Annotated in this window: 26 protein-coding genes, 1 tRNA gene and 1 riboswitch; of the genes, 8 read left to right on the top strand and 19 right to left on the bottom strand. The window is 69.5% G+C overall.

Annotated features, from left to right (window positions below):
• Positions 1–91: 91 nt before the first annotated feature.
• Entirely contained in the window at positions 92–1,261 is a 1,170-nt protein-coding gene (locus EV649_RS00435) for a tetratricopeptide repeat protein (RefSeq protein ID WP_157996141.1), read from the top strand.
• On the opposite strand, the gene EV649_RS00440 is transcribed toward EV649_RS00435, so the two are convergent.
• The 13 genes from EV649_RS00440 to EV649_RS00500 all read right to left on the bottom strand — a co-directional run bounded on the left by EV649_RS00440 (position 1,256) and on the right by EV649_RS00500 (position 13,758).
• Positions 1,256–3,505 (bottom strand): hypothetical protein, encoded by a 2,250-nt coding sequence (locus tag EV649_RS00440; RefSeq protein WP_130379344.1) that lies wholly within the window; start codon positions 3,503–3,505, stop codon positions 1,256–1,258. The two genes, EV649_RS00435 and EV649_RS00440, sit on opposite strands and share 6 nt — an antisense overlap.
• A 36-nt stretch (positions 3,506–3,541) precedes the next feature.
• Positions 3,542–3,613 (bottom strand) — tRNA-Lys (locus EV649_RS00445).
• 24 nt (positions 3,614–3,637) lie between these two features.
• Complete coding sequence (locus EV649_RS00450; protein ID WP_130379346.1) at positions 3,638–4,939, bottom strand: serine hydrolase domain-containing protein; 1,302 nt, start codon at positions 4,937–4,939, stop codon at positions 3,638–3,640.
• A 42-nt stretch (positions 4,940–4,981) separates the two neighbouring features.
• Positions 4,982–7,822: an aminomethyl-transferring glycine dehydrogenase gene (gene gcvP, locus EV649_RS00455; RefSeq protein ID WP_130379348.1), complete on the bottom strand. Its 2,841-nt coding sequence runs from the start codon at positions 7,820–7,822 to the stop codon at positions 4,982–4,984.
• Between the two features lie 72 nt (positions 7,823–7,894).
• A riboswitch (glycine riboswitch) is annotated at positions 7,895–7,984 on the bottom strand.
• 47 nt (positions 7,985–8,031) lie between these two features.
• Positions 8,032–8,538: a MerR family transcriptional regulator gene (locus EV649_RS00460; protein ID WP_238155393.1), complete on the bottom strand. Its 507-nt coding sequence runs from the start codon at positions 8,536–8,538 to the stop codon at positions 8,032–8,034.
• Between the two features lie 284 nt (positions 8,539–8,822).
• A complete protein-coding gene (locus tag EV649_RS00465; protein ID WP_130379352.1) occupies positions 8,823–9,317 on the bottom strand; it encodes a bifunctional nuclease family protein in 495 nt (164 codons plus the stop codon).
• A gap of 62 nt (positions 9,318–9,379) precedes the next feature.
• On the bottom strand, positions 9,380–10,093 hold the full coding sequence (locus tag EV649_RS00470; RefSeq protein WP_130379354.1) for a MerR family transcriptional regulator: 714 nt from the start codon (positions 10,091–10,093) through the stop codon (positions 9,380–9,382).
• Positions 10,080–10,628, bottom strand: a complete 549-nt coding sequence (locus tag EV649_RS00475) for an FHA domain-containing protein (protein ID WP_130379356.1) — start codon at positions 10,626–10,628, stop codon at positions 10,080–10,082. Before EV649_RS00475 ends, EV649_RS00470 begins: the two co-directional genes overlap by 14 nt.
• A 125-nt stretch (positions 10,629–10,753) precedes the next feature.
• Positions 10,754–11,137: a glycine cleavage system protein GcvH gene (gene gcvH, locus EV649_RS00480; protein ID WP_130379358.1), complete on the bottom strand. Its 384-nt coding sequence runs from the start codon at positions 11,135–11,137 to the stop codon at positions 10,754–10,756.
• Between the two features lie 14 nt (positions 11,138–11,151).
• A complete protein-coding gene (locus EV649_RS00485; protein ID WP_130379360.1) occupies positions 11,152–11,991 on the bottom strand; it encodes a DUF881 domain-containing protein in 840 nt (279 codons plus the stop codon).
• Positions 11,992–11,993: 2 nt separating this feature from the next.
• Entirely contained in the window at positions 11,994–12,326 is a 333-nt protein-coding gene (locus EV649_RS00490; RefSeq protein ID WP_130379362.1) for a small basic family protein, read from the bottom strand.
• Positions 12,323–13,165: a DUF881 domain-containing protein gene (locus EV649_RS00495; protein WP_241997625.1), complete on the bottom strand. Its 843-nt coding sequence runs from the start codon at positions 13,163–13,165 to the stop codon at positions 12,323–12,325. Before EV649_RS00495 ends, EV649_RS00490 begins: the two co-directional genes overlap by 4 nt.
• Positions 13,162–13,758, bottom strand: a complete 597-nt coding sequence (locus tag EV649_RS00500; protein ID WP_130379364.1) for a CDP-alcohol phosphatidyltransferase family protein — start codon at positions 13,756–13,758, stop codon at positions 13,162–13,164. Before EV649_RS00500 ends, EV649_RS00495 begins: the two co-directional genes overlap by 4 nt.
• Positions 13,759–13,951: 193 nt before the next feature.
• Here EV649_RS00500 and EV649_RS00505 point away from each other — a divergent pair, with 193 nt between their 5' ends.
• Entirely contained in the window at positions 13,952–14,320 is a 369-nt protein-coding gene (locus EV649_RS00505; RefSeq protein ID WP_130379366.1) for a YciI family protein, read from the top strand.
• Entirely contained in the window at positions 14,320–15,522 is a 1,203-nt protein-coding gene (locus tag EV649_RS00510; RefSeq protein ID WP_130379368.1) for a sigma-70 family RNA polymerase sigma factor, read from the top strand. Before EV649_RS00505 ends, EV649_RS00510 begins: the two co-directional genes overlap by 1 nt.
• Here EV649_RS00510 and EV649_RS00515 read toward each other — a convergent pair.
• Entirely contained in the window at positions 15,491–16,261 is a 771-nt protein-coding gene (locus EV649_RS00515) for a class I SAM-dependent methyltransferase (RefSeq protein WP_130379370.1), read from the bottom strand. The genes EV649_RS00510 and EV649_RS00515 overlap by 32 nt on opposite strands.
• Positions 16,262–16,419: 158 nt before the next feature.
• Here EV649_RS00515 and EV649_RS00520 point away from each other — a divergent pair, with 158 nt between their 5' ends.
• Positions 16,420–18,639 (top strand): glycoside hydrolase domain-containing protein, encoded by a 2,220-nt coding sequence (locus EV649_RS00520; protein WP_130379372.1) that lies wholly within the window; start codon positions 16,420–16,422, stop codon positions 18,637–18,639.
• Complete coding sequence (locus EV649_RS00525; protein ID WP_130379374.1) at positions 18,636–19,928, top strand: glycosyltransferase; 1,293 nt, start codon at positions 18,636–18,638, stop codon at positions 19,926–19,928. Before EV649_RS00520 ends, EV649_RS00525 begins: the two co-directional genes overlap by 4 nt.
• Before the next feature lie 4 nt (positions 19,929–19,932).
• On the opposite strand, the gene EV649_RS00530 is transcribed toward EV649_RS00525, so the two are convergent.
• Genes EV649_RS00530 through EV649_RS00540 form a run of 3 tightly spaced genes read right to left on the bottom strand, consistent with a single transcriptional unit; the run spans position 19,933 to position 22,738 of the window.
• On the bottom strand, positions 19,933–20,319 hold the full coding sequence (locus tag EV649_RS00530) for a VOC family protein (RefSeq protein ID WP_130379376.1): 387 nt from the start codon (positions 20,317–20,319) through the stop codon (positions 19,933–19,935).
• 26 nt (positions 20,320–20,345) lie between these two features.
• Entirely contained in the window at positions 20,346–21,968 is a 1,623-nt protein-coding gene (locus EV649_RS00535; protein ID WP_130379378.1) for a DNA polymerase Y family protein, read from the bottom strand.
• Positions 21,968–22,738 (bottom strand): hypothetical protein, encoded by a 771-nt coding sequence (locus EV649_RS00540; RefSeq protein WP_241997626.1) that lies wholly within the window; start codon positions 22,736–22,738, stop codon positions 21,968–21,970. The genes EV649_RS00535 and EV649_RS00540 overlap by 1 nt, the downstream gene beginning before the upstream one ends.
• Positions 22,739–22,814: 76 nt before the next feature.
• On the opposite strand from EV649_RS00540, the gene EV649_RS00545 reads away from it, so the two are divergent.
• The 3 genes from EV649_RS00545 to EV649_RS00555 are packed head-to-tail and all read left to right on the top strand — an operon-like array spanning position 22,815 to position 24,557.
• The gene (locus EV649_RS00545) at positions 22,815–23,345 is read left to right on the top strand and encodes a hypothetical protein (RefSeq protein ID WP_130379380.1); all 531 of its coding nucleotides are present in this window, start codon (positions 22,815–22,817) and stop codon (positions 23,343–23,345) included.
• Positions 23,346–23,354: 9 nt separating this feature from the next.
• A complete protein-coding gene (locus EV649_RS00550; protein WP_130379382.1) occupies positions 23,355–23,819 on the top strand; it encodes a PPOX class F420-dependent oxidoreductase in 465 nt (154 codons plus the stop codon).
• Positions 23,820–24,557, top strand: a complete 738-nt coding sequence (locus tag EV649_RS00555; RefSeq protein WP_130379384.1) for a PIG-L family deacetylase — start codon at positions 23,820–23,822, stop codon at positions 24,555–24,557. It abuts the gene before it with no gap.
• On the opposite strand, the gene EV649_RS00560 is transcribed toward EV649_RS00555, so the two are convergent.
• The gene (locus EV649_RS00560) at positions 24,523–25,212 is read right to left on the bottom strand and encodes a GntR family transcriptional regulator (RefSeq protein WP_130379386.1); all 690 of its coding nucleotides are present in this window, start codon (positions 25,210–25,212) and stop codon (positions 24,523–24,525) included. The two genes, EV649_RS00555 and EV649_RS00560, sit on opposite strands and share 35 nt — an antisense overlap.
• 135 nt (positions 25,213–25,347) lie before the next feature.
• Positions 25,348–26,292 (bottom strand): zinc-binding alcohol dehydrogenase family protein, encoded by a 945-nt coding sequence (locus EV649_RS00565; RefSeq protein WP_130379388.1) that lies wholly within the window; start codon positions 26,290–26,292, stop codon positions 25,348–25,350.
• Between the last annotated feature and the right edge of the window lie 25 nt (positions 26,293–26,317).

A 26,317-nucleotide genomic window follows, 5' to 3' on the forward strand; every position in this document is an offset into this window, starting at 1 on the left:
TCAACTCGACCACGACCGAAGTGGCAATCCTCACGGTTCGATGCAACCGTCACGGCCCCTGGATGCATCAAACCCCGCAAGGGGGTGGACCATGAGGAGCCTGCGCGAGCTGTACATCCGCAGTGCGGTTCAAACCGTCGGGGCGGTCGCTGTGATCCTCGGCGGAATCGGCTGGATCACAGGTTGGCGGTACGGGCACGGACTGGTCACGCTAGGGCTGGCCGTCTACCTGTGCTCGGCCGTCACTCGACGCGTGGGCAAAGGTTGGCACACCGTGTCGGCCTTCCATGACAGCAAGCAGGCCGCGAAGAGTTACCGCGAAGGGCGGCTCGAGGAGTCCGCCGAGCACATCGCCAGCCAGGTCGGCCACGTCCGGCAGCTCGCCTTCATCGATCCCGAACAGACCAGGTACGCCGGCCACGCGCTGATCGCGCAATGGACAGTGCTGACGAAGCTCGGGCGGCACGATGACGCGCTGGTGGTCGCCGAGGAGGCGGTCGCCGTCTGCCGGATCGTGGACGCCGGCCGGCCACAGCTCGTCCGTGCTCTCGAGCTTGTCGAATGCAGTCTGTCCGAGTTCCCCGACAGGCCGGTCGGGCACGAGGCGGACGAACTACTCGCACTGCGCACCGAGCGTGCCGACGAGGCCAACCGGACCCAGGCGCGCTCCCTGGAGATCGTCGCCGAACGCCACCTGGAGCGGAGCGAGTACGACGCTGCCCGGCCGCTGCTCGAAGAAGTCGTGCGGATCCACCGGCACCTCGCATCAGGCAACAAGCTCCTGACCGCTTTGACCGAGCTGGGACACTGCCTGACCCAGCTCAACGAGCATGACCTGGCCCGCGCCAGCTATGCCGAAGCGCTGCGGGGCGCGGTCGATCCGGACGATGTCCTCGGTTTCCAGCTCAATCTGGCCGGCAGCCTCCGAGAACTCCAGCGGTACGACCAGTCCGTGCTTCTCGACGAGGCAGTGGTCGCCACACTCCGCGCCGACCATCAGTCCGACGACCGGCACGAAAAGTCCCTCGAGAGACTCACCTGGGCGCTCGGCCTGCTCGGAGACGACCTGCGGGACATGCACCGGCTCGACGAAGCGCTAGCGGCGTACGAGGACGCCTTGGCGGTGCACCGCGCCGCCGACCACCCGCGAGGAGTGGAGGCAGCTCTGCCGCCGGTGATTCGCACACTCCGCGCGCTGGGCAGGCCCGAGGAAGCCCGGCCGCTCGAGGACGAGCTCTCCGGGCTGCGGAGAGTCTCATAGCAGTGAGCACCAGTGGGGCCCGGCGCTCCAGCCCAGTAGGCGCCGGCCACCGCGACTCGTGCGGCCTGCGGGGTCGAAGCGGTCACCCGCGGCCACGTCCAGCAGCCCGGTGACGACCGGCTCGAAGCGCGGGCCGAGGACGCGCGCCCGGTCCTCCAGCTCGTCGAGCACGTTGACCGGGTCGCAGTAGCTGAGGAAGAAGATCCCCTGACGCCACGCGTACGCCGTGTTCTTCAGGCCCTGCAGCCCACTGATCCAGGTCGAGACCGGCTGGGTCTGACGCTGGATCGCCCAGCTGAACGCGCGGTCCGCGAGCTCGGGGCCGACCTCCCGGAGCCAGTCGGTCAGGTCGAGCGCCTCGATCAGTACGGCGAGGTTGTGCGAGGTCAGGATCTGGCTCTGCTCCAGCACGGTCCCGTTCTGGGCGACGTACCCGGGAGTCTGCGAGGTGTGCGCCTCCTGAGCGCGGCGGCGGCACATCTCCGCGAAGTCGTCGGCCGTCAGCTTGCGCCAGCGGATCCGCGAACGCCGCTCAGCGGCGGGCCATGCGGCGGGCAGGTCGTAGTAGCGCCCGTACAACGTCCCGGACAGCACCCGGCTCGCGACCGACGCCGCCTCCCGCCACTTCGTCGTGAACGTGCCCGTGAAGATGTCGGCAGCGACCTCCTCGACGAGCGGCAGTCCGAGGTCGGCCTGGCTCACCAGTGCGCGGAACTCGCGAACGAGCGGGTTCGGCAGGATCGTCTGCGGGAACGCGCCGAGCGCGACGGCGGTGGTCTCCCGCAGCGTCTGCGCGGCGGCTCGCGTCGCCTTCTGAGAGCGGTCCCGGTACTGCGCGACCGCGGAGATCCACGGCAGCTCGTCGAACCGCACCTGGTGGTCGAGGTTCAACAGCAGCAGACTGCGCCGACGACGGAAGGCCGCGTAGGTCTGCGCATAGACCGAGGCCAGCACCGGGTCCGCGATATTTGCCGCCAGCAACTGTGACGTGACCTGTGGCAGGACCTCCGCCAGCACCTCCCCCGAGCCGATGACGCCACGATCCACCAATTCACCGATCGGCGCCTCGAGCGCCCGGGCCGCCTTCGCCAGCAGGTGCGGCGGCATCGCCACGCCCGCGACCGCGGGCAGCTCCGCGCCGTCGACGTCCCCCGCAATCGGATCGAGCGCGGGCAGTCCGCCGTCCCGCGGGAAGCGGTCCAGCCGCGTACTCAGCACGTGTGCCAAAGTCGCGTACGTCGGACGCGCCGCCGCCTCGTTCTGCGCCGTACGCAAGGCCGCGCGGGCCTCCGATCCCGGCGCTCCGTGGGCGCTGATCGTGTTCGCCAACGCGCGCCGGATCCATCCGACCTCGCGACCGGTCAGTGCCGAACTGTCGAGCGGACAGCGCTCCAACGCCGACTGCAGCCGCGCAAAGTTGCTCCTCGGGTGCCGCGCGTGGTGCAGCTCGGCCGCGATCGCATAGTCGTCCAGCCACTGCCGACGCCGTTCCACCCAGTCGTCCGGCCAGACCCGGCACGGCCAGCCACCGCTCACCGCGCCCGAAATCAGCTCCGGGAGGTCACCGTCGACCGTGTCGCACCACAGCGCCACCAGCCGGTCGTGGAGCGGGTTCCAGACCTTGAGGGTCTCCCGCATCGCGGCGATCCGCGGCGGCACCGTTGCCTGCCGCAACTGAGCACGGACCTCGTCCACCGACTGCCGCCGTACCACCGCTCCGGCCGGAGCCGACGACGGGCCGAATGTCGGGGTGAAACGGAGCCGGTGCATCAACGGGCGAAGCTCGGCCACCAGATCGAGCGCCGCGGCGAAGTGCCCGTGTTCGAGCAGCCAGGCGACGACTAGCAGGGCCGATTCCTCCGGTACGTCGACGCGGCAACGCCCGGTACGCAGCGCCTGCCCGAGCTCCGCGAGCCCTTCGTCGCCGAGGTACCAGAGGTTGACCCGCTCCCGGTCCGTCTCCCCCGGCGCGTTCTCCGGAAGCCGGGCGAGCTCGTCGGCACTCGGCGGCGACTCCGCCACGTACCGGCCGGTCGCGAACCCTCCGGTCACCACCTCGAGAGTGACCCACGCAGGCGTGTCGGCGACCGGCGTCCGCGTCCCGATCGTCAGCCGTCCGGACGCCATCCCCTCGAGAACGGTGCGCCAGGCATCAACCCGGACAGCGGCGCGCCGACGTACCGCTGGATCCTCTGCAACCAGCGCCCGCTCGAGCGCGTGCTGAAGCCGGCCCGTCGCGTACATCCGGAACCCCCGTCCTCTGGATGGAACAACGTTTCGACATGGAGGCAGGACTCGAACCTGCGCCCTCCCGGTGAAGAGCCGGGCGATCTACCCCTGATCTACTCCATGTGGTCTAGTCAGTTTCGCTACAGCCTAACGACCGTATGGGGTTCTGGTGAGGACGAATGTTGCGACGGTCAGGTGGGTGATGGTTTCGGCGTTGCGGATTACGTGGAGTTTTTCGCCGGCCAGGTAGCCGTCTCGGCCCTGGTAGAGGTCGGGGGCGAGGGGTGACAGGCGGGTCGTGAGGCCGCCGGAGAGTTGCAGGATTCCGGCGCAGACGGAGATCGTCAGCGGCGTGTTGCCCCAGTACCAGTGGCCGAGCAGCTCGGCGCCTTGGGCCAGCGGGGGCTCCGGCACCCACTCCTGTGTGAGCGGCGGCTCGTACCGGGTCAGGATGCGGACCAGGTCGGGAGCCAGCGAGGCCACCCGGCCGTACGTCGCGTTGCCGAGCGTCACCGCACCGACCCGGCGGACCCGGTCGACGAACAGCCCTGCGAGGAAGCCCGGCATCGAACCGGTGTGACCGATCAGCAGGTGCGGATCGTCCGCGATCAGCCGCAGCCCGAGCCCGTACGACGCGTTCAGCCCCTCCCGCGGATCCGACGCCACCGGCGCCGCCATCTCCTCGACCGAGTCCCGGCTCAGCACCTCGTGCACCGGGTCGATCCAGAACGTCGCGTACTGCGCCAGGTCCTCGATCGTGCTCCACAACTGCCCCGCCGGCGACATCGCGCCCGAGTCGTACGTCGGCTCCGGGTCCAGCTGCCCGCTGAACGGGTGCACCGAGAACCCGTCGGCGGCGGGGGCTTCCGGGAAGTACGTCGTACGCCGCATCTCGAGCGGATCCAGGATCCGGGACTGGACGAGCTCGATCCACGACTCGCTCCGGAGCCGAGCGACGATCTCGCCGAGCAGGCCGTAGCCGAGGTTCGAGTAGTGGTGCCGCCGATCCGCCGGGCCGGCCGCCTGCGAGTCGTTCATCGCCGCCGTCAGCTCGTCGAACGTGACGCCCGGATTCCGTTCCCACCAAGGGCCCTCGGGCTCCGCGTTCATCCCGCCGCTGTGCGCGAGCAACTGCCGGATCGTCCTGTCCCCGAAGGCGATCCCGGGCAGATGCTTGCCGACAGCATCGTTCAGCGACAGCAGCCCGTCGTCGCGGCACTGCAGGATCAGGACCGCCGTCATCGTCTTCGTGATCGACCCGATCCGGTACTGCACATCAGGACCGGGCAACGCCCCGTCGGCCGTCGCGAACCGCCCGCGCGCCCCGGTCCACACCAACTCCCCGTCCCGCAGCACCCCGGCATTCACCGAGGGCAGCTTCCACTCCCCCTGCGCTGTCGCAATCTCGGCGAACAGAGCAGCGGCGGTGTCCGGACGTACGTCAGTCAACGGAGCCTCCAGGCAGGTCGTGGACAGACCAGTATGCCCGTCTTACTCGAAGGCCTCCGGTGCAGGGCAGGAGCAGATCAGGTTGCGGTCGCCGTACGCGCCGTCGATGCGGCGGACCGGGGGCCAGTACTTCGAGGCGCGGTCGACCGAGCGGGGGAAGGCGGCCTCCTCGCGGGTGTAGGCGTGCTCCCACTTGTCGTTGATCACCGACTCCGCGGTGTGCGGCGCGTTCACCAGCGGGTTGTCGGCGGCCGGCCACTCGCCCGCGGCGACCCGGTCGATCTCGTGCCGGATCGCGATCATCGCGTCGCAGAAACGGTCGAGTTCACCGAGGTCCTCGGACTCGGTCGGCTCGACCATCAGCGTGCCCGCGACCGGGAACGACATCGTCGGCGCGTGGAAGCCGTAGTCGATCAGCCGCTTCGCGACGTCGTCGACACTGATCCCGGTCTCCTTGGTCATCGGCCGCAGGTCCAGGATGCACTCGTGCGCGACCAGGCCGTTCTCGCCGGTGTAGAGCACCGGAAACGCGCCCTCGAGCCGCTTCGCCACGTAGTTCGCGGTCAGTACGGCGGCCTTCGTCGCCGCGGTCAGCCCCTCGGCGCCCATCATCCGGATGTACGCCCACGAGATCGCCAGCACACCGGCCGAGCCGAACGGCGCCGCGCTGATCGGGCCGACACCGGAGTCCGGACCGGCCTGGTCGAGCAGCGGGTGGTTCGGCAGGTACGGCGCCAGGTGTTCCGCGACCGCGACCGGGCCGACACCCGGGCCACCGCCGCCGTGCGGGATGCAGAACGTCTTGTGCAGGTTCAGGTGGCTGACGTCGCCGCCGAACTCGCCCGGCTTCGCGAGCCCGAGCAGGGCGTTCAGGTTCGCGCCGTCGACGTACACCTGACCGCCGTGGTCGTGGACGATCTGGCAGACCTCGCGGACGCTCTCCTCGTACACGCCGTGCGTGGACGGGTACGTGATCATGATCGCCGCGAGCTTCGCCGCGTGCTCGGAGGCCTTCGCGCGCAGGTCGTCGAGGTCGATCGTGCCGTCGTCGTTGCCCTTGACAACAACGACCTTCATACCGGCCATCACCGCGGAGGCGGCGTTCGTGCCGTGTGCGGACGCCGGGATCAGGCAGACGTTGCGATCCTCAGAGCCGTTGGCGCGGTGGTAGCCGCGGATCGCGAGCAGACCGGCGAGCTCACCCTGCGAGCCCGCGTTCGGCTGGATCGAGACCTTCGCGTACCCGGTGACCTCGGCCAGCCAGCGCTCCAGCTGACCGATCAGCTTCACGTACCCGGCTGCGTCCTCGATCGGTGCGAACGGGTGCACGTCGGAGAACTCCGGCCAGGTGACCGGCTCCATCTCGGTGGTCGCGTTCAGCTTCATCGTGCAGGACCCGAGCGGGATCATCCCGCGGTCCAGTGCGTAGTCCTTGTCGGACAGCTTGCGCAAGTACCGCAGCATCGCCGTCTCGGACCGGTGCGTGTTGAACACCGGGTGCGTCAGGTACTCCGTGGTTCGCGGCACGCTCAGAGCAGCAGCCTCGAGCATGTCGTCGTACTGCACACCGAAGGACTGGCAGACCCGGGTCAGCGTCGCCAGGTCGGTCTTCTCGTCGCAGGAGATGCCCACGTGGTCCGCGTCGACGAGCCGCAGCCAGATCCCGTTCTGCCGGGCGGCGTCCACCACGTCGGCGGCGCGACCCGGGACCCGGGCGAGGACGGTGTCGAAGAAGTCGTCGTGCGCGACCTCGACCCCACCGGCGCGCAGCGAGGCGGCGAGCTTCCCGGCGTACGAGTGCACGCGCTCCGCGATCGCCCGCAGACCGTCGGGGCCGTGGTAGACGGCGTACATCGACGCGACGACCGCGAGCAGGACCTGCGCCGTACAGATGTTCGACGTCGCCTTCTCACGACGGATGTGCTGCTCACGGGTCTGCAGCGCCAGCCGGTACGCCGGGGCGCCGTCCGCGTCGACCGATACGCCGACGAGGCGACCGGGCAACGACCGCTCCAGGCCGGACCGGACCGACATGAAGCCGGCGTGCGGGCCGCCGTAGAACAGCGGTACGCCGAAGCGCTGCGAGGAACCGATGACGATGTCGGCGCCGGCCTCCCCCGGCGCCTCGAGCACCGTCAGCGCGAGCAGATCGGATGCCACGGCAACCAACGTGTCGCGCCCGTGCGCCGCCTCGATCAGCGGCTCGAGGTCGCGGACGGCGCCGTTGGACCCCGGGTACTGCACGAGGAGGCCGAAGAAGTCGCCCTCGGGCAGGCCGTCGGTGGTGTCGGCGACGACGACCTCGATACCGAGCGCCTCCGCGCGGGTCTGCACGACCGCGATCGTCTGGGCGAAGGTGTCGGCGTCGACCAGGAAGCGGTCGGACTTGCTCTTCTTGTTCGACCGGTGCGCCAGCGTCATCGCCTCGGCGGCCGCGGTGGCCTCGTCGAGCAGCGACGCGTTCGCGGTCGGCAGACCGGTCAGGTCGGAGACCACGGTCTGGAAGTTCAGCAGCGCCTCGAGCCGGCCCTGGGAGATCTCCGGCTGGTACGGCGTGTACGCCGTGTACCAGGCCGGGTTCTCGACCAGGCGGCGAACGATCACGGACGGGGTGAAGGTGCCGTAGTACCCCTGGCCGATCATCGAGGTGGCGACGGTGTTGCGGGCCGCGAGCTGACGGAGCTCGGTCAGCGCATCGACCTCGGAGGCCGGCTCGGGCAGCCGCAGCGCCTCGGCGGAGCGGATCGACGCCGGGACCGCGTCGTCGATCAGCGCGTCGACGTCGTCGTACCCGAGGAGCTGGACCATCCGGGCGATCTCGTCCGGGCGCGGACCGATGTGCCGGTCGGCGAAGGTCGCCGAAAGCTGAGGGGTGTCGTTCACTAGAGGCTCCGATGCTGACTGTCGCTGCCGGTGGCCTCCCCCTCTGTCACGCGCGCTGCGCTCCAGAGTCGCCTGCGACACTCGGTCCATGGGCCTGAGAGGTTCCGGGGAGGAATTGCCCCTTCGGCGCCCGATGACACGGGTCTCTCCCGAGTGCTGTGAACGGCTGCCTCGAGGCTACCAGGAATCCCGGAACGGTTCGGACAGGGTCAGCCGGTCATGCGGGCGCGGCGGCGGGCGGCGAGCTCGTCGCCGCTGTGGCCTTCGGAGTCGCCTTCGTCGTGACCGTCGGCCCGCTCGGTCGGCAGCTCGGACAGCGAACCCTCGACCTCGCGCCAGACACCGCCGAGCGCGATCCCGAACACACCCTGGCCGCCGGCCAGCAGATCGATGACCTCGTCGGGCGACGAGCACATGTAGACCGACGCGCCGTCGCTCATCAGCGTGATCTGGGTCAGGTCGTCGAAGCCGCGCTTGCTGAGGTGCGCGATCGCCGTCCGGATCTGCTGCAGTGAGATCCCGGCGTCCAGCAGACGCTTGATCACTTTCAGCAACAGAACGTCACGGAAGCCGTACAACCGTTGCGTCCCCGAGCCGGTCGCCGGGCGGACGGACGGGGAGACCAGGCCGGTGCGGGCCCAGTAGTCGAGCTGCCGGTACGTGATCCCGGCCGCGGCGCAGGCCGTCGGACCGCGGAACCCGACGTCCTCCGGCATAGGCCGCAGGTCGTCGTCGAACAGCAGACCCTGAACGCCGGCGGTGGCGGCCGCCTCTGCGTGCGCGTCGGACGTCGACTGCGCCGTCAGATCCGTGTCCCCGGTGCGTGTCACGCCTGAGCCTCCCTGGATACCGACTGGAACGAGCCATCTCCGTGGAGTGACACCACCCCACGACTTCTTCACGGTAAGCCGCCGCCCGAACCGGGTCAACGACAACCGCATCGAGCCGGGAGCGTGTCGCGACCGCCGTACGAATCGTTACCTGGGTTTCGGGTGGTGGTTCAGCTCTTGTCGAAGTCCTCCGGAGTCACCTGGTCGAGGAACTCCCGGAACCGCTCGACCTCCTCTTCCTCCTGCACCTCGTCGGCGCCGTCCGTCTCACTCTCCGGGACCGGGATACCGGCCTCGGCGAGGATCTCGTCGGCGCAGAACACTGGGGTGCCGGTCCGTAGCGCGATCGCGATCGAGTCCGACGGACGGGCCGAGATCTCGGTCTTGTCGTCGAACACCAGGATCGCCTCGAAGATGCCGTCGGTCAGGTTCACGATGCGAACCTGGCTGAGGGTGTGCCCGAGGACGCGGATGGTCTCCGCGAACAGGTCGTGGGTCAGCGGCCGGGGCGGCTCCATGCCTTGCTGGGCGAAGGCGATCGCACTCGCCTCGGCAGCACCGATCCAGATCGGCAGATACCGCTCACCTCCGACCTCTTTCAGCAGCACGATCGGCTGACTCGAGGGCATCTCTACCCGGACTCCGACCACGTCGACTTCGCGCACACGTTCAGCCTACTCCGAGGGGAAGCCCCGAGCAGGCCCACGGGGGTTCGCTGTGGACAGCCTTACGAACGCGGGAGGCGCGAGCGGACCAACGCGGTGTGCAGACGGACGGTGAGGGCGGCCAGCTCCGCGGTCTGTTCGGTACGGCGGGGGCCCGTGACCTGTTCGATCAGGCCGACCTCGCGGTCCGCCGCCGTACGGAACGCCCGCAGGTGCCGCGGTTCGAGGCCGTACGCCGCCAGCTCGGCCGCGACCTGCGCGATCACGATCGCGTCGCCGCCGTAGTGGTTGCCGCTGGCTACCACCAGGCCGTGACTCTCCAGCTCGTCGAGCAGTTCGGACGGTACGCCGGCAGCCGCCAGCAACTCGTCCCGGGTCAGCCGCAGCTCGGTGCTCGCGGCACCGAAGTCGTCCGCGACGGGTTGACCCGGTGTCTGCGGCAACGAACTCGGCGCGACCGGTGGACCGGCAGCGGCCGGCTGCAGGCCGCGGTCGATCGCACCGAGGTGTTCCTTGATCACTTTCAGCGGCAGGTACTGGTCGCGTTGCGCGGTCAGCACGTACCGCAACCGGTCGAGGTCGGCGGCACTGAACTTGCGGTAGCCGGACGCCGTGCGGGCAGGCGTCACCAGCCCCTCGGCCTCCAGGAAGCGGATCTTGGAGATCGTGACGTCAGCGAACTCGGCCTGCAGGAGCTGCAGCACCTCTCCGATGCCGCGGCCGCCCGCAGGCGCATCGCCGGTGGGCTCAGGTGCGCTGGGATCAGGCTTGGCCACTGGCGTAGTACACCAGCCGGTACTTACCGATCTGCACCTCGTCGCCGTTGGTCAGCTGGACCTCGTCGATCCGGTCACGGTTGACGTACGTGCCGTTCAGGCTGCCGACGTCGCGGACCTTCACGCCGTACGGGTCCCGGCGGAACTCGGCGTGCCGGCGCGAGACCGTCACGTCGTCGAGGAAGATGTCGCTGTCCGGGTGCCGGCCGGCGGTGACGACGTCGACATCGAGCAGGAAGCGGCTGCCCGCGTTCGGACCGCGCTGGACGATCAGCAGGGCGGACCCGGCCGGCAGCGCGCCGACCGCGGCCGCGTCGTCCGCGGACAGCGGCTCGCCGGTACGCTCCGGCTCCGGCTCGGCACCGATCGGGGTCAGCATCGCCGTGTCGGTGACACCCGGCGTCGGCTGCTGCGCCGGCTGAGGAGCCGCCGGGGCTGCCGCCGGGCGGTCCGCGCCAGGCAGCATCGCTCCGCACTGCGAGCAGAACCGGCTGCCCTCGGAGTTCTCGTGCCCGCACTGGTTGCAGAACGGCATGCTGTGATCCTCCCGATCGCCGGTGGTCCGGCGACGTTTTCGATAGACCCCGTGGTAACAGTGTGACTTTCTGGAACAAACAGAGGGACCTCAACCCTCGACCAGCGGTTGAGGTCCGTAACTTATCAGCCTTGGTCGAGCTGGCCCTGGTAGGCCTCGGCGTCCATCAGCGCGGCCACCTCGGCGGTGTCCTCGACCTCGATGTCGAGCAGCCAGCCCTCGCCGTACGGGTCGCCGTTCACCAGGTCCGGCTGGTCGGCCAGCGCCTCGTTGACAGCGGTCACCGTGCCGTTCACCGGGGCGAACAGGTCGCTCACGCTCTTGGTCGACTCCAGCTCGCCACAGGCGTCGCCGGCCCGCACCACGCTGCCGACGTCGGGCAGCTGCACGTACACGATGTCACCGAGCTGGTCCTGCGCGAAGTCGGTGATGCCGACCCGCACAGGTCCTTCCTCGCCGGCCTTCAGCCACTCGTGCTCGGCCGTGTACTTCAGGTCTTCGGGGTACACCTTTGTCCTCGTTTCTACTTCGTGGGGCTGGGCGCCGGGCGAGCGTAACGATGCTCCTCCGGCGCGTGCAAGGCAGTGATCGCGACGTTCTCGAGCTCGTTGACCTCGGCGGTTCCGCCCACCTGCGGGCCGGTCACCTCGCTGACCAGACCGCCCGGGAAGTTCGCCGCCTCGGACAGGTTGTGGGACTCCCCGATCGCCTCGATGACATACGGCGCGTTCACCTTCTGGCCGTCGATCCCGATCCCCGGGGCGTCGTCGACGAAGTCGGTGCTGGCCACCACCCGGACCGCTCCGTTGATCTGGATGGCCTCGGCGCCGGCGTCCCGCAGTTCCTCGATCGCGTCCAGCAGGTTGCTCGAGGTCATCTTGCCCTGCGGGTCGTTCAGCGTGATCCGGACCCCCGGGCCCTGCGCGGGCAGCGTACCGGCCAGGATGCCGAGGGTGCGGACCTGGGCCTCGGCCTGCTCGCGGGCGGTCTGCGCCTTGTCGGCGCTGGAGGACAGCGAGTTCTTCCGCTCCTCCAGGTCGGCGATCTCGCTCTCCAGCCGCCGGGTGTTCTGCCCGAGGCCGTCGAGGATCGCGATCAGGTCCTCCCGGCGGGCGTTCTGGTAACCGTCGTCGGCCCGGTTCACCCGGACCTGCACGACCGCGACACAGGCCACCAGCGCGAGCACGACGGCGACGATCGCCTGGCCGCGGGACGGCTTGAACCCGGCCCGCAACCGGCGCAGCGCCAGGTTCGGCGTCCGCGGCTTCGGCATCGGCGTCGGGGTCTGCGGCTGCGGCTGCTCGACCACAGGCTGCTCGGCCTTCTCCGGCTGTTCCGGCTTGTCCGGCTTCTCGTCGCTCATGCTCAGGCCCGGAAGATGTGCCGGCGGATCGCGGCCATGTTGGTGAAGATGCGGATGCCGAGGACGACGACCACACCGGTGGACAGCTGCGAACCGACGCCGAGCTGGTCGCCCAGGTACACGATCAGGGCCGCGATCAGCACGTTGGACACGAACGACACCACGAACACCTTGTCGTCGAAGATCCCGTCCAGGAACGCGCGCAGCGCCCCGAACACCGCGTCCAGCGCGGCCACCACCGCGATCGGCAGGTACGGCTGCGCCCAGTCCGGTACGTCGGGCGCCACCAGCAGACCGACGACGACACCGATCACCAGCCCGAGTACGGCGATCATCTCGTTCTCACCTTCGCGTAGCGCAACGCGATGGTCGCATCGGCCGGCACCAGCAAGGAGTCCTCCGTCGTGATCGTCATCCGGACATCGAAGTTGCTCACCAGGTACTGCACCCACTGCCCGCCCGAGCTCTGGGCGAACCGGGCCGGCATGGTCGCGGTGTCCCCGATCGCGAGCACCGTGTACGGCGGGGTCAGCGAACTGTAGTCAACGGTGATGGCACTGCCCGCACCGCGGATCGCGGTCAGCGACGTGATCCGGTGACCGTTCACCGAGATCGCCTCCGCGCCGGACGTCCACAGGCCGTTGACCAGCTGCTGCAGGTCGACGTCGAGCAGCCGGCCTTCCTTCGCGTCGGCGTCCTTGGCGTCGTCGATCACCGCTTTGATCCCCGGGCCGGTCACCGCGATCGCTCCGGTCTGCAGCTCGAGGTCGTCGAGCTTCTGCTGCAGCGCGGCGCCCGTACTGTCGTTGCTCAGTCCGCTCGCCTGCAACCGGCGTACCTCGTCGGCGAGCCGGGACTGGTTGTTGCGCAGCTCGGTCAACCGGTTGTCGGCCTGGTTGATGCGGGTGATCAGCTCCTTGCGCTGCTTCTCCGCCTCCGGTGCGCTGCGGTAGTTCTGCGCGGCGGCGACCGCGAGCAGGAAGCCCAGTACGGCGGCGGCCACCACCAGCATCACCCGGTGCCGGGACCGGGTCTGTTTGCTGGCAGATTCGGAACGGGCCGCGACGGCGTACCCCTCGTCGAGGGGATGCGCCATCAGGTTGTTCAGCAGCGACATCGACGCGTCGACGCGTCGCGGCTTCGGTGTCGTCTGCTCGGGGGCTTGCTGGGTCACCCGGCCGAGTCCTTGATCGGTTTGACCGTCTGGATCAGGTGCCGCAGCTGGGCGAAGTACAGCGCGCCGGCCCAGTAGTACAGACCGGTCCCCCAGATCGCGAACGCCCAGCCGAACACGCGGGCGAGCAGGTTGAGGGTGCTGTCGCCGTCGCCGAGCAGGAGCAGCGGGAACGCGTACAGCAGGCAGAACGTGGCGGACTTGCCGAGGAAGTGCACCGGCAGCGCGTTGAACCCGCGGCGGTGCAGTGCCGGCAGCGTGAAGGTGAGCAGCAGGTCCCGCAGCGGCAGCGCGATCGCCAGCCACCACGGGATGATGTCGCGCAAGGCCAGGCCGATGACGGTCGCGAAGATGTACAGCCGGTCGGCCACCGGGTCGAGCATCTGACCCAGGCGACTGGTCTGGTTCATCCGGCGGGCGATCTGGCCGTCGGCCCAGTCGGTGAACCCGGAGATGGCCAGCACGAGCAGCGCCCAGCCGTCCTCCTTGGGTCCGAGGACCAGCCACAGGAACAGCGGCACCCCCAGCAACCTCAGGAAGCTGAGCGCGTTCGGGATCGTCCACACCCGGTCGGACACTTCCAAGTCCGGCACGCGACCCCTCCCTCTCTCCACCCTGGATACCCGTTGTAACTCTACTGGGGAGCCTCGACAGGTTTACGCCCGGCGTCCCGGGGCAGGCCCCGACTTTCCCCTGATACCAGAACGCGCCGTTTTTCCCTGCCGCTACGCCCGCGACGAACCGGTGACCCGATCGATACCCAAGGGTGATGCTTACCCTGAGCAGATGAAGTTCCTGGTACTGATCTACGGCAACCCGGAGTCCCGGGCGGTATGGGACTCGATGACCGACGAACAGAAGAAGGAAGGCATGGCCGGGTACGCCGCTTTGCACGAGGCGCTCGCCGTGCAGGGTGAGCTGGTCGCGTCGGAGTCGCTCGACGCCCCCGAGCTGACCAAACAGGTCCTGGTCCGCGACGGTAAGCCGATGACGACGGACGGTCCGTTCGCCGAGGTGAAGGAGCAACTGGCCGGGTTCTATCTGCTGGACTGCGACTCGATGGATCGCGCGGTGGAGATCGTCGCGCAGATCCCGGAGGCACCGTTCAGCGTCGTGGAAGTGCGACCCGTACGCGACCTCAGCGCCTTCAGCTGATGCTCGAGGAGCTGCTCCGCGAGCAGGCGCCACAGGTGCTCGGCGCATTGGTCCGGCGGTACGGCGACTTCGACGCTTGCGAGGACGCCGTACAAGAGGCCTTGCTGGCTGCGTCGCTGCAGTGGCCGGGTGAAGGTGTTCCGGCCAATCCGCGCAGCTGGCTGATCACTGTCGCCTCGCGGCGGCGGATCGAGGTACTGCGGAACGAGGCGGCCCGGACGCGGCGGGAAGAGACCGTCGCGTCGTGGAGTCCCCCGGAGCCTGCGTCGTCGGAGGACGACTCGCTGACGTTGCTGATGCTGTGCTGTCATCCGGCACTGACACCACAGTCGCAGGTGGCACTCACGCTGCGCGCGGTCGGCGGGTTGACGACCGGTGAGATCGCGCGGGCATTTCTAGTGCCGGAGGCAACGATCGGGCAGCGGATCAGCCGGGCGAAGGCGAAGCTCCAGGGTGCGCGGTTCGCGATGCCGCCGGCCGCGGAGCAGCCCGAGCGGCTGGCCGCCGTACTGCATGTGCTCTACCTCGTCTTCAACGAGGGCTACACGGCCTCATCCGGTACGTCGCTCCACCGGGTCGAACTGAGTGCGGAGGCGATCCGGTTGACGCGCCAACTGCACGCTTCGTTGCCGGCTGAGGGTGAGGTGTCCGGGCTGCTCGCGTTGATGCTGCTGACCGACGCGCGTCGGCCCGCCCGTACGACGGCCGACGGTGCGCTGGTGCCGTTGCCGGAGCAGGACCGGTCGTTGTGGGACAGGGCGGTGATTGCCGAGGGCACCGAGTTGATCGAGTCGACGTTGCGGTCGGCGCCGGTCGGGCCGTACCAGCTGCAGGCGGCGATCGCCGCGGTCCACGACTCGGCGGCGGACGCCGACGAGACCGACTGGCGCGAGATCCTGATGCTGTACGAACTGCTCGAGGCGACCGCGCCGGGTCCGATGGTGACGCTGAACCGGATCGTCGCGGTCGCGATGGTGCACGGCCCGGCCGCCGGGCTGGCGTTGCTCGACGATGTGGATCCGGCGTTGAAGGAGCACCACCGGCTGGCCGCCGTACGGGCGCACCTGCTCGAGCTGTCCGGCGAAGGGGCTGCCGCGCGGTCGGCGTACGAGCTCGCCGCGCGGCTCACCCAGAGTCTTCCCGAGCAGCGCTACCTGCAGTCGCGCGCGGCTAACCTGCGATCTTCGGCCGGCCCCAGCTGAGCTCGGCCTGGATCGTCAACTCCAGCAGGCCGTCCTTCGCGTACGGGCGGACCGCGTCCTCGACGATCGCGTCGAAGTCGGCCGCTTCGTCGGTGGTCATCAGGTCGCGCGCCAGGCTCGACGTCGAGTGGAACTGCTCGACGTAGTCCACGACCTTCTGGCGGTAGGTGACGGCTGCGGTCCGCGCCGTTCCTGTTAGATCGAGCAGGCCGCGGTCCCGGATCGCCTCGACGACGCTGTACTTCGGATCGTGATCCTTCTTGCGCGAATGCTTCTGGATCGCCTGTACGACGCCGTCCCACCAGGGCATGTCCACCGGGCCGTGCTCGATGACGACGAGCTGGGCGTTCGGGGTCAGGTGCGGGACGATCCGCGCGAAGGTCTCCTCCCACGGCATCCAGTGAATGCTCGCCCCGGCCGTCACCAGTGCGTACGGGCCGTCGAGGTCGGCGGTTTCGATCGGGTTGACCTGCCAGGTGAGGTTCGGGTGGTCGCCGCCCGGGCGCTGCCTGCCCGCCGCGACCATCGGCGCCGAGAAGTCGATCGCGTCGACGTGCTCGACCCGTGGCGCGAGTGGCCGCGCGATCGCGCCTTCGCCGGCGCCGATGTCGAGCACGCGCCGCGGCTCGTCGACGATCAGCTCCAGGAGCCGATCGAACACCTCGTCCGGGTACGGCGGCCGATGCTGATAGGCCTCCGCCACTGCCTCCTGCTGGAACGTCGCCGCAAGCTCAGTCATGTCTCGGAGCGTAGACCGGGCGGTAAGGCCCGATCACAGGTTTCTGCTGCCAGCCGACGGGCCCGGTCGTAACCTGCCCGACTCCTTCGAACACGCGGCTGAAACACACGCTTCCTACTTTGAGAGTCCACTTCAGCCGCGCGAGGCGGTGATCCGCGATGTACGAGCACGTCGACCCGTTCATCGGGACCGGTGCCACCGACCTGCCCACGCCCAAGGGCCTGGGCGCGACCTGGTGGTGGCCCAAGCCGCAGGTCGGCAACACCCACCCGGGCGCCATGCACCCGTTCGGGATGGTGTCGGCCTGCCCGTACTCCGGGGCCTACCCGACCGGTTACGGGCTGTACGACTTCAACACCGAGGGCGTGCCCGACCTGTTGTACGACCGCCCGGTCGCCTCCGGCTTCACCCACTTCCAGCAGTCCGGCACCGGCGCGATCCGCAAGTACTACAACTACTTCCGGGTCACGCCGATGCTCGGCCCGCTCGATGACCTGGGCACCACGTGGGACCTGCTGGACGAGGTGGCCGAGCCCGGCTACTACGCGGCGACGCTGAGCTCGGGGGTGCGCTGCGAGGTGACGGTCGGGCCCAAGTCGGCCGTCCACCGGTACACCTTCCCGGCGAACGACGCCGCCCGGATCGTCATCGACGCGTCCACCGGCGGCCTGGCCATCCCGCACAGCCGGACCGTGCCGCTGAAGGCGCACCTGGCGATGCTGGAGCCAGGCGTGGCTCAGGGCGAGATCCACGTCGAGGGTGTGCCGCTTGCCGTTCACCTGGAGGTCGACGCCCCCGGCTGGCGGCAACTGCTGTGGTACGACCGGCGCCTGATGCCCGGAGGCACCCGCCTCGACTTCGACTACATCCGGCCCACCACCCTGCGACCGTTCGGGCTGATGTTCATGGGCCCCTCGCGCGCCGAGCAGACCGTCGAGGTGCGGCTGGGGTTCTCCCTGCGCGGGTGTGAGACGGCTCGCGACAACCTGCACGCGGACGTCGGCCGCGCCCGGACCACCTTCGCCGGGCGGCGCGACCGTACGGCGGCCACCTGGCGCGACCACCTCGGCAAGGTTGAGATCAAGGCCGAGTCCGACGACCAGGCGACGGTTTTCGGTACGGCGCTCTATCACTCACTGGTCAAGCCGTGCTTTGCCCCGGACGAGAGCCCGTCATCGACGACCGAGGGCCCGTACGCGTTCGACATCTGCACCATGTGGGACATCTACCGCACCCAGCTACCGCTGATGACCACGCTGTTCCCGCAGCGGTCGGTCGCGCTGGCCAACTCGTTGCTGTCGATCTGCGAGCAGGAGGGCAACCTGCCGATCGGCTACCGGATGGCCAAGGGCGCGGACCGGTTCTCCCGGCAGGGCAGCGCGCTCGCGCACACGTTCCTGGCCGACCTGTGCCAACTCGATCTGCCTGGTATCGACTGGGACTGGGCGATGGTGCACCTGGAGATGGACCTGCGCCGGACGTACGGCGAGGACTACCTGGTGCACGGTGTGGCGCACCCGATCAGCCACACCCTCGACCTGGCATACGCCTACCACTGCACCGCGGCGATCGCCGGCAAATTGCGCGACCGGACGCTGGCCCAGCAGATGCGCGACCTCGCCCATGGCTGGCGGGCGGCGTACGACCCGGGCACCGGCCTGCTGCGCGACTCGACGTTCTACGAAGGCGGCCGGTGGAACTACTCCTTCCGGCTCCTGCACGACATGCGCGCCCGGATCGCGCTCGCCGGCGGCGACGAGGCGTTCGTCGGGCTGCTCGACCAGTTCTTCGGGTACGGCGCCGTACCGGTCACCCAGCCGGGGGTGGCGCCGAGCGTGGCCGAGATGGACGCCGGATACGCCCTGTCCCGGTTCGAGGGGCTGAACAACGAACCGGACTACGAGGCGCCGTGGTCCTACCACTACGCCGGACGGCCGGACCGCACCGCCGAGGTGGTGCATGCCGCGATCGCCAACCAGTTCGGCACCGGCCGGGGCGGGCTGCCAGGTAATGACGACTCCGGCGGGCTGTCCGCCTGGTACGTGTGGGCGACGCTCGGACTGTTCCCGGTGGCTGGGCAGAACCTGTTCCTGGTGAGCGCGCCGGCCGTGGCGGAATCCACAACCCGGCTGCCGGACAGCGAACTGTCCATCACCACAACAGGATTCGAACCGGTCGAGGCAGGCGGACCGGTCTCCTACGTCCAGTCCATCGCGGTGGACGGCAAGACACTCGAACGCCCCTGGATCTCCGGCCGGGAACTGCGGCACATCCGCAACCTGCACATCGAGCTCGGCCCTCAGCCCTCCGGCTGGGGCACCCGGATCAGGCCACCATCCACATCCGACCCACTGCACACCACTGGAGGTGAGGCATGAACATCCCATCCACACCCAACCGCCGTCTGGTCATTGTCGTCCGCGCAGACCCGGTGATCTGCGGACACTCCGGTGAGGCCCGGTGCCTCGCCGAGGTGGCGCTCACCCGCGGCTTCGACGACGTACGGATCGTGACCTGGCCGCTGGACGCGCTGGAGGCAGCCGGGCTGCCGTTGAAACCACTCGATCGCGTGCTGCCGTACAGCCCTGGCATCACCGTGGAGCGGCCCGATCCCGTCGGCGACTACCGGGTTCCGGACGGGCGCTACCTGTCCGGGCTCATCGGGCGGCTGGTCGAGCTGTTCAGTGACGGGGTGCCGACGGTGGCGATGTCGCTTTACCTGAGCCCGCACGCGATCGCCGTACAGGAGGCCGTCCAGGTGGCGCGCCGGATCGGGCCCGCACAGGTCATCACGGTGGCTGAGGCGGTGGGCTCCGACATCACCAACGTGGTGCGCGAGTGCGTAAACACCGGCCGGTTCGGGGCGGCCGCGCACATCCTGTCGGTCTACCTCGCGGCCGACCACTGCGTGGCTGTGTCGGAGTACACCAAGGACCTGATCGTGGCCTCGGCGGCGACCCTCGACGGCATGCACGGCACGACGTTCGCGCAGCTGTGCCGTGAGCGGATCGCCATCTCCTACCCGGCGGTCGACTCCTGGTCCTACCTGTCGCTCACCGAGGACAGGATCGCCGAAACTCTTACCCGGCGCGGCCTTTCGCGGGACGGGTACGTGCTGTTCCTGTCACGGATCGCTTCGGCGAAGGGGGTCGACGATCTGATCGATGCCTACGCCGGATCGCGATCGGCCGAGCGGGTGCAACTGGTCCTGGCCGGGCGCGGGCCGCAGGAAGCTGAGGTGGTTGCGCGGGTGGCGGCGGCGGGGCTGGGCGAGCGGGTGCGGGTGCTGACCGACGTGGACGACGCGGAGAAGCCGGCGCTGATGGCCGGGAGCGCGGCGTTCGTGCTGCCGACCCGCGAGCAGCCGGAGTTCGTGGAGACGTTCGGGATCGCGCTGGTCGAGAAGGCTCTCGCCGGCGGCGGGCCGGTCATCACCTGCGCGACCGGCGGTGTACCCGAGGCGGTCGGTGATACGGCCCTGCTGGTGCCGCAACGTGACCCGGCCACGCTGCGGACCGTGCTCGACGAGGTCGTGTGCGACTGGACGCGCGAGCAGCGGGCGGAGGCCGAGCGGCGCGCGCGGGCGTACGCGTTGCAGTTCGACCGGGTAGCGGTGTTCGACCGCCTCTTCGCGCTCGCCGAACCTCCCGCCGTCCACGTCGCCTGAGCTCTTACTCGCTGCCCCAGACGGTCGCGTGCTGCTCGAAGTACGCCGGGTCGCTGTGCACCGGGATGACGCACAGCAAATGACCGCCCGGGGCGCGGAGGGTATGGCACCCCTGCCAGCTCGCAACCTCGACCGCGCCGATCCCGGTCAGGCGGGCGACCTCGGCGGGTACGTCGTCGGTCTCGATGTCCAGGTGGTACCGCGGCTCGTCGTCGACCGACTGGATCGCGGTCACGTACCCCGGAACCGCGTCGTGCAGGCTGATGAACTGCGGCTCACCCTCCGGCGAAGACGTCCGTACGCCGAGAGCCTTCGACCAGAACGCTGTCGCGTCCGGCACCTCGTCCCGCTTGACGTCGATCAGAAACGTGGAAACCCGACTCCGATGCATACGTCCAACCTATGGTGGCGGGTTGATCAGTCGTAAGTGGCTTGGGCTTGCCAGGTGGTTCGGTGGAGGGTGAAGAGCCAGGCCCGGGTGTCGGCGGTCTGGAACTGGAAGCGGGCCTGGCGGGACTCGGTGCTGGGGTCCCACCAGCGTTCCGCGGTGAGCCAGGGGCCGGCCCAGGCGGTGATCGGGTGGATCTTGTTGCTGTCGGCAACTTGAACGCCGGGGGCGCGGGCGGGCAGCAGGGTGAACGAGGTGGGTACGCCGGACAGCTCGCCGCGGGCGCTGACCGAGACCTGAGCGCCGTCCGCGGCGAACACCTTCGCGGGGATCGGCTCCGGGAAGACCGTGGTCGGCGCCAGTGCCGGCCAGCGCTTGGCCGTGCCGATCGAACCGGTGATCGCACCGGGCCAAGGCTGGTCCGGTGACCGTGCAGGCACCACCGGATCGCCCCATGGGACCAGCGTCTGCCGCTCCGCGAACCCGCGACCGCCGCCGATCACCACCGACACCACCGCACCGTGACCGAGCATGCTCTGCACCCGCGACAACGCCCGGTGGATCCGCTCGTCCGGACCGCCGCCCCACAATCCGTCGACATGCGCGCCGACCGGATCCGCCTGGTCCGGGATCAACCGGATCCGGACGACCGGTGACGTCAGCTCGCTGGTCGCCGTACCGCTCCCTTGCAGTTGCCAGCGCACCCGGTCCACCACGTCCGCCGCGGTGAACCAGCGCGGGTGCAGCCACTCCCGCTCGTGGATCCGTCCGGACTCGGTGCCGACCTCGACCCGCAGCGTCGTACACACCAGCCCGAGCTCGGTCAGCCGGACGACCAGCTCGTCGGCGACCGCCCGGACCGCGAACGCGACCTGGTCGACCCGGTCCACGGACGGCTCGAAGTCGAGCGTCCGGGTGAGCTCCGGCGAGATCTCCCGACCCGTCACCGGGCGATCGTCGTACCCACGGGCCAGCCGATGGGCGAAGGCGCCGTCCGGACCGAACCGGGTCAGCACCTCGGTCCGGGGCAACTGCGCGAACGCACCCAGCGACCGCAATCCCAGCCGGCGCAGCAGGTCCGTGAGTGTCGGCTGCTCGAGTACGTCGACCGACAGCGGCGCGAGGAACTCCGGTGAACCGTCCGGCGGCACCACGTGCACCCGGGTCCGCGCGGAACTCACCCGGGCCGCCTGCTCGGCGGCGAACGGCCCGTCGGCGATCCCGATCCGGCCGCCGTGCACGTCGTACGTCTCGAGCCGGTCGAGCAGCTTCTCCGCGGCCGCCTCCTCGCTGCCGTAGAACCGCGCCGGGCCGCGCGCCTTCAACGCGCACATCCCCGGCCGGATCACCTGCACCCCCGGCGTGATCGCCTCCAGGCACGAGATCACCGGGTCGAACGTCCGCGCGTCGATCACCGGGTCGTACTTCAGCACGACCAGCTCCGGGCACCGCGACTGCGCGTCCCGGGCCCGCTGCCCGCGTCGCACTCCTTCGGCGCGTGCGGTGGCGGAGGTGGCGAGCACCTTTCCCTTCTCCAGTACGGCGATCGGCTCGTCCGGTGATCGCCCGGTCGCCATCGCGGCCGCCGCCACCGGCCAGTCCGGCACCCAGATCACCATCGTCCGAGTCAGCCCATTCGTCAGCCCGTTCATCAGCCCACCGCGCCGATCTGGTCCGCCCACTCCTCTGGCCGGGCTTCCGCCGTCCCGGTGGAGCGGATCGTGCCGTCGGGGGCGGGCAGCCAGAGCTCGTGACGAGCCCGGACGGCGGCACGGCGGCCGGTCACCGCGACGGTCGCGCGCCGGGCGGCGAGCAGACCTTCGCCGTCGCCGAGACCGGTCCAGGTGTTGCTCTCGATCTCGAACCGGGCCTCGCTGCCTGGCCAGGACCCGTACGCGATCAGCATCGCGCCGCGGGTCCGGAGCCGCGCGGCGAGCCGGGACGCCTCCCCCGGTGTCACCTCGCCGGGCGGGCGGACGACCACCACGGTCAGTGCGTCGACCAGCGCGGCGACGACGCTCAGCCACTCCGGCCCCGGGTCCGGAACGAGCACGAGACGCTCCAGGTCCACCCCGAGCCCGCGCGCCGCCTCAGCCCCGAACGACGGCACGCCGACCACACCGCACCAGGCGCCCTCCGCGGACGGCCCGGCCATCAGCGCCATCACCAGCGCGGCACTCCCCCGCACCGAGTACACCGAACCGCCGCGCAGGCTCGCCCCCGCCAGCAGCTCACCCACCGCCGGATGCGTCGGCAGCTCCCGATCCACCCCCGCCGTATCCAACGCCTGCTGCACCCGAGCCACCGAAGGCGCCCCGGCGGCAGCCTTCAGGGCGGACTTCCGGTCCTTGGCCTGAGCAAGAAGCAGCCGCGCCTGATCAAGCGCCGTGACCCGACTCGCCGCTGCCTCGTTCCCCGCCATAACTCCATGTTCGAACACCTGTTCGAACAAGTCAATCCGGTCGTCCACAGGCCCGAGGCTGACTAGAGTCCGGGGCATGCGACGTGTCGATCACCCTCGGTTCACCACCGCGCTGCGGCAGGTCGAGGAAAGTATCGACGCCGCCTGGGACAGTTTCTGCAGGGACTCCGGAGGTACGGCGGAACCGCACGAGCTGGCCGAAGTCGTACTGCAGGACACCTCCGAGTTCGACTGGCGAATCGTGGACGGCGCGCTGAACCAGCTGACCTGCCCGGACTGCGGCTCCACGCTCGGCGCCGGCGACTCCGGGTGCCCGAGCTGTGACAAGGCGAACGGCTTCCGTTTCGCGGCACGGGAGACCGACCGCCCCGGCGTACCTCCCGGAAACGAGCACGCGATCCGCGTGTCCTCGGCAGTAGCCCGCACCCGCCACCGCTACTCGCCCCGTGCCCGGGCCGGCTACGAGCTCTTCCTTCCCGATCTGCTCGACGGTGCTCTGCCCACGACGCCGCAGGCTCAACGTGCCAAGCACCTCATCAACCAGCTCACCGACGACGAGCTGGAGCACCTCGTCACCCCAGCGGATCTGCAACTGCCCAGCGCATAGGGTGGAGGCATGCCGAGGACTATTGCGACCAATACCAAGGTTGGGCTCGACGAGTTGCTGGAGTTCGTGCGGCCGCGTCATCACATGTTGCTGATGACCACCCGGGCCGACGGGACGGTGCAGGCTTCGCCGGTGTCGGGTGGTGTGGACACCGAGGGGCGGATCGTCATCTCGTCGTACCCGGAGCGGGCGAAGAGCACGAACGTGAAGCGGGCCGGCAAGGCCAGCGTGGTCGTGCTGTCGGACGAGTGGAACGGCGCGTGGGCGCAGGTGGACGGCAGCGGTGAGGTGATCGAGCTGCCGGACGCAGTGGAGGCGCTGGTCGACTACTACCGCTCCATCTCCGGTGAGCACCCGGACTGGGACGAGTACCGCGAGGCGATGGTGAAGCAGGGCAAGTGCCTCATCCGCATCACCCCGGAGCGCTGGAGCCCGATCGCCACCGGCGGCTTCCCAGCACATCTCGCTGATTAGATGCGTACGGCGTTAGTGGTCCACGCACACCCCGACGACGAGGTGTTCGCCACCGGCGCCGCCACGTCCGTGCTGAACGAGCAGGGCTGGCACGTCGTACTGCGAGTCGCTACCGCCGGCATGCACGGAGCCCTCGATCACCTCGGCGTCTCCTGCGCACTGCTCGGGATCAACGAGTGGGACTGGCTGGGAGCGGTGGACCAGTGGGTCGACGACGGCGGTCGCGGTGGACCACGGTCATTGGCCGCGGCATCGCCGGGCGACCTGGCCGAAGCGATCCAGGTCGCGGCCGCCGTGGTCGAGCCGGAGCTCATCCTCACAGTAGGCAGTGACGGGCTGACAGGTCACCCGGACCACATCGCCGTCTCACAAGGGGTGCAGCGCGCACTCCAGCACGTCGACTGTCGTGCACTGGGTGCACGCGTGCGAGCTCAGGACGTGCGTGCGGGCGAGCAACTGATCCAGCAACTCGCACCGGGTCAGCAGGTCGGGTCAGGCCACGTCAAAGGGTGCGATGCACCGCTGGAGGAGATCGGCGGAGCATCCGAGCAGCGACGGCGGCAGGCACTGGACGCGTACTACGACGGCCTGGGCAGCAAGCCGCTCGAAGAGCTCCTAGGAGTGCACCGGGCGAGCAGCGACGGACTGCTGCTGCGTGCGGTGTTCGACGCGACCGGCTGGCAGCAGGACCGGTTCGAGGAGCTCACTGCTTGGAGCGACGCTCCATCGTCTCGGTGATGCGCTGCATGGCGCCTTCGAGGTGCTCGCGCAGCGCTGCCTCCGCACCCTCTTCGTCGTGCGCCAGGCACGCGTCGAGAATCGCCTGGTGCTCGCGGCGGGTCTGCTCGATCCGGGCCTTGGTCTGCCGCGAACCGAACCGGTAGCGCTCACTGTTCTGCCAGACCGGCTCGATCGCCCGCGGCAGCCACCGTGAGCCGCCGGACCGGTAGATGGCGAAGTGGAACTCGGTGTGCGCCTGCCGGGACGCGATGTTGTCGCCCAGCTTCGACAACCGGACGTGCTCGGCCAGTGCGGTCCGGGCGGCCGCCGCATCCGAGTCGGAGAACCGTGTCGCCGCCGCACGGACTGCCAGCGACTCCAGCGCCAGCCGGGTCTCGTGGGTGTCGCGAAGGTCCTCCATCGACAGCTCACGCACCCAGGCGCCCTTGTGCGGGACGATCTCGACCAGTCCGAGCGCCGCCATCCGCCGGAGCCCTTCCCTGATCGGCATCTGGCTCATGTCCAGTCGCTTGGCGAGCTCCTCCAGCCGGAGCGCCGTACCGCTGGGAAGTTCGCCGGACAGGATGAGCTCGTGCAGCTCGGCGGCAGCTTCCTCGGCGAGCGTACGACGCCCGGTGGGTCCCCCAGGCGTGAGCTCGAGTCGTCGGATCATCAGTAGCGGGCTGCCTCTCTCCTATTCAGCTCTGGAGGTACCGTAGCCGCCGACCGGGTATCTGGCGGCCTTCGCCCACAGATTGCTCAGCTGAAAGCCCAGCAAACATGAGTGGTCTAGGCCACCGGCACTCTCTCAGAGACCCGTCAGGTCGAGCAGAACCCGGCCTGCAGGCCGGTCCAGCACGTCACCGATCCGCTCTGCCGGTACGACGTCATAGTCCGCTCGCCAGGACACCCCTGCGATGTCGGCCAGCGCCTGACCGACAGCATCTGGTGCCAACGTAGTCCGCTGCAGATTCACCGGCAGCACCCGCAGGTCCCGGCCGATCAGCTGGTGCAAGTCGATCGTGGTGAACTCACCGGCCTTGTAGCCGAGTACGGCGATCCGTCCGCCCGGAGAGATGTGTCCGAGCACCCCACCGGCCACCGGACCACCCATGGTGTCGATGACTGCGTTGCACCACGGCAGCTCCCGACCCACCTGTCCCAGACCGTCCACACGGACCACCTGATCCACCACTCCGGTCGCACCGTCGGAGCGGTCGTCCAGCGACACCAGACCGATCACCCGGGACGCACCGGCCGACCGTGCGATCGCAGCACACATGTGCCCGACCAGACCGGTGACGCCGGTGACCACGACCGTCTCGCCCTCCTGTACGTCGGCAACCCGTCGTACGGCGGTGTGCGCCGTCAACACCGGCGTCATCAACGCGAGCGCCGTACCCGGCTCCAGCGACGACGGCAGCCGGTGTACGGCGGCGTTCGGTACGACGGCGTACCGGCCCCAGACACCGTCCCGGGTCACGCCGACACCCTCGCCACGGACCACCACGGGCGTATCGGCCTCAAAAGCGTCCGAGCTCACCACCACACCGGCTCCCTCGGAGCCAGGCACGAACGGCCCAGACGACACGGGCGGCTGCTTTCCGGCCAGTGTCGACCGGTCCAGCGGAGTTACCGCGGCCAGCCGCATCTCCACCAACGTCTCACCCGGACCGGCGGTCAGCTCGACCTCTTCGGCCTTCAGCTGCTCCCCCGGTCCATGACTGCGCAAAACAGTCCCCCGTGTACTCACGCCTCTACCCCGTTCCCCACGATTT

The sequence above is a fragment of the Kribbella sp. VKM Ac-2569 genome, from assembly GCF_004216905.1.
In the GTDB taxonomy this organism is placed as follows: domain Bacteria; phylum Actinomycetota; class Actinomycetes; order Propionibacteriales; family Kribbellaceae; genus Kribbella.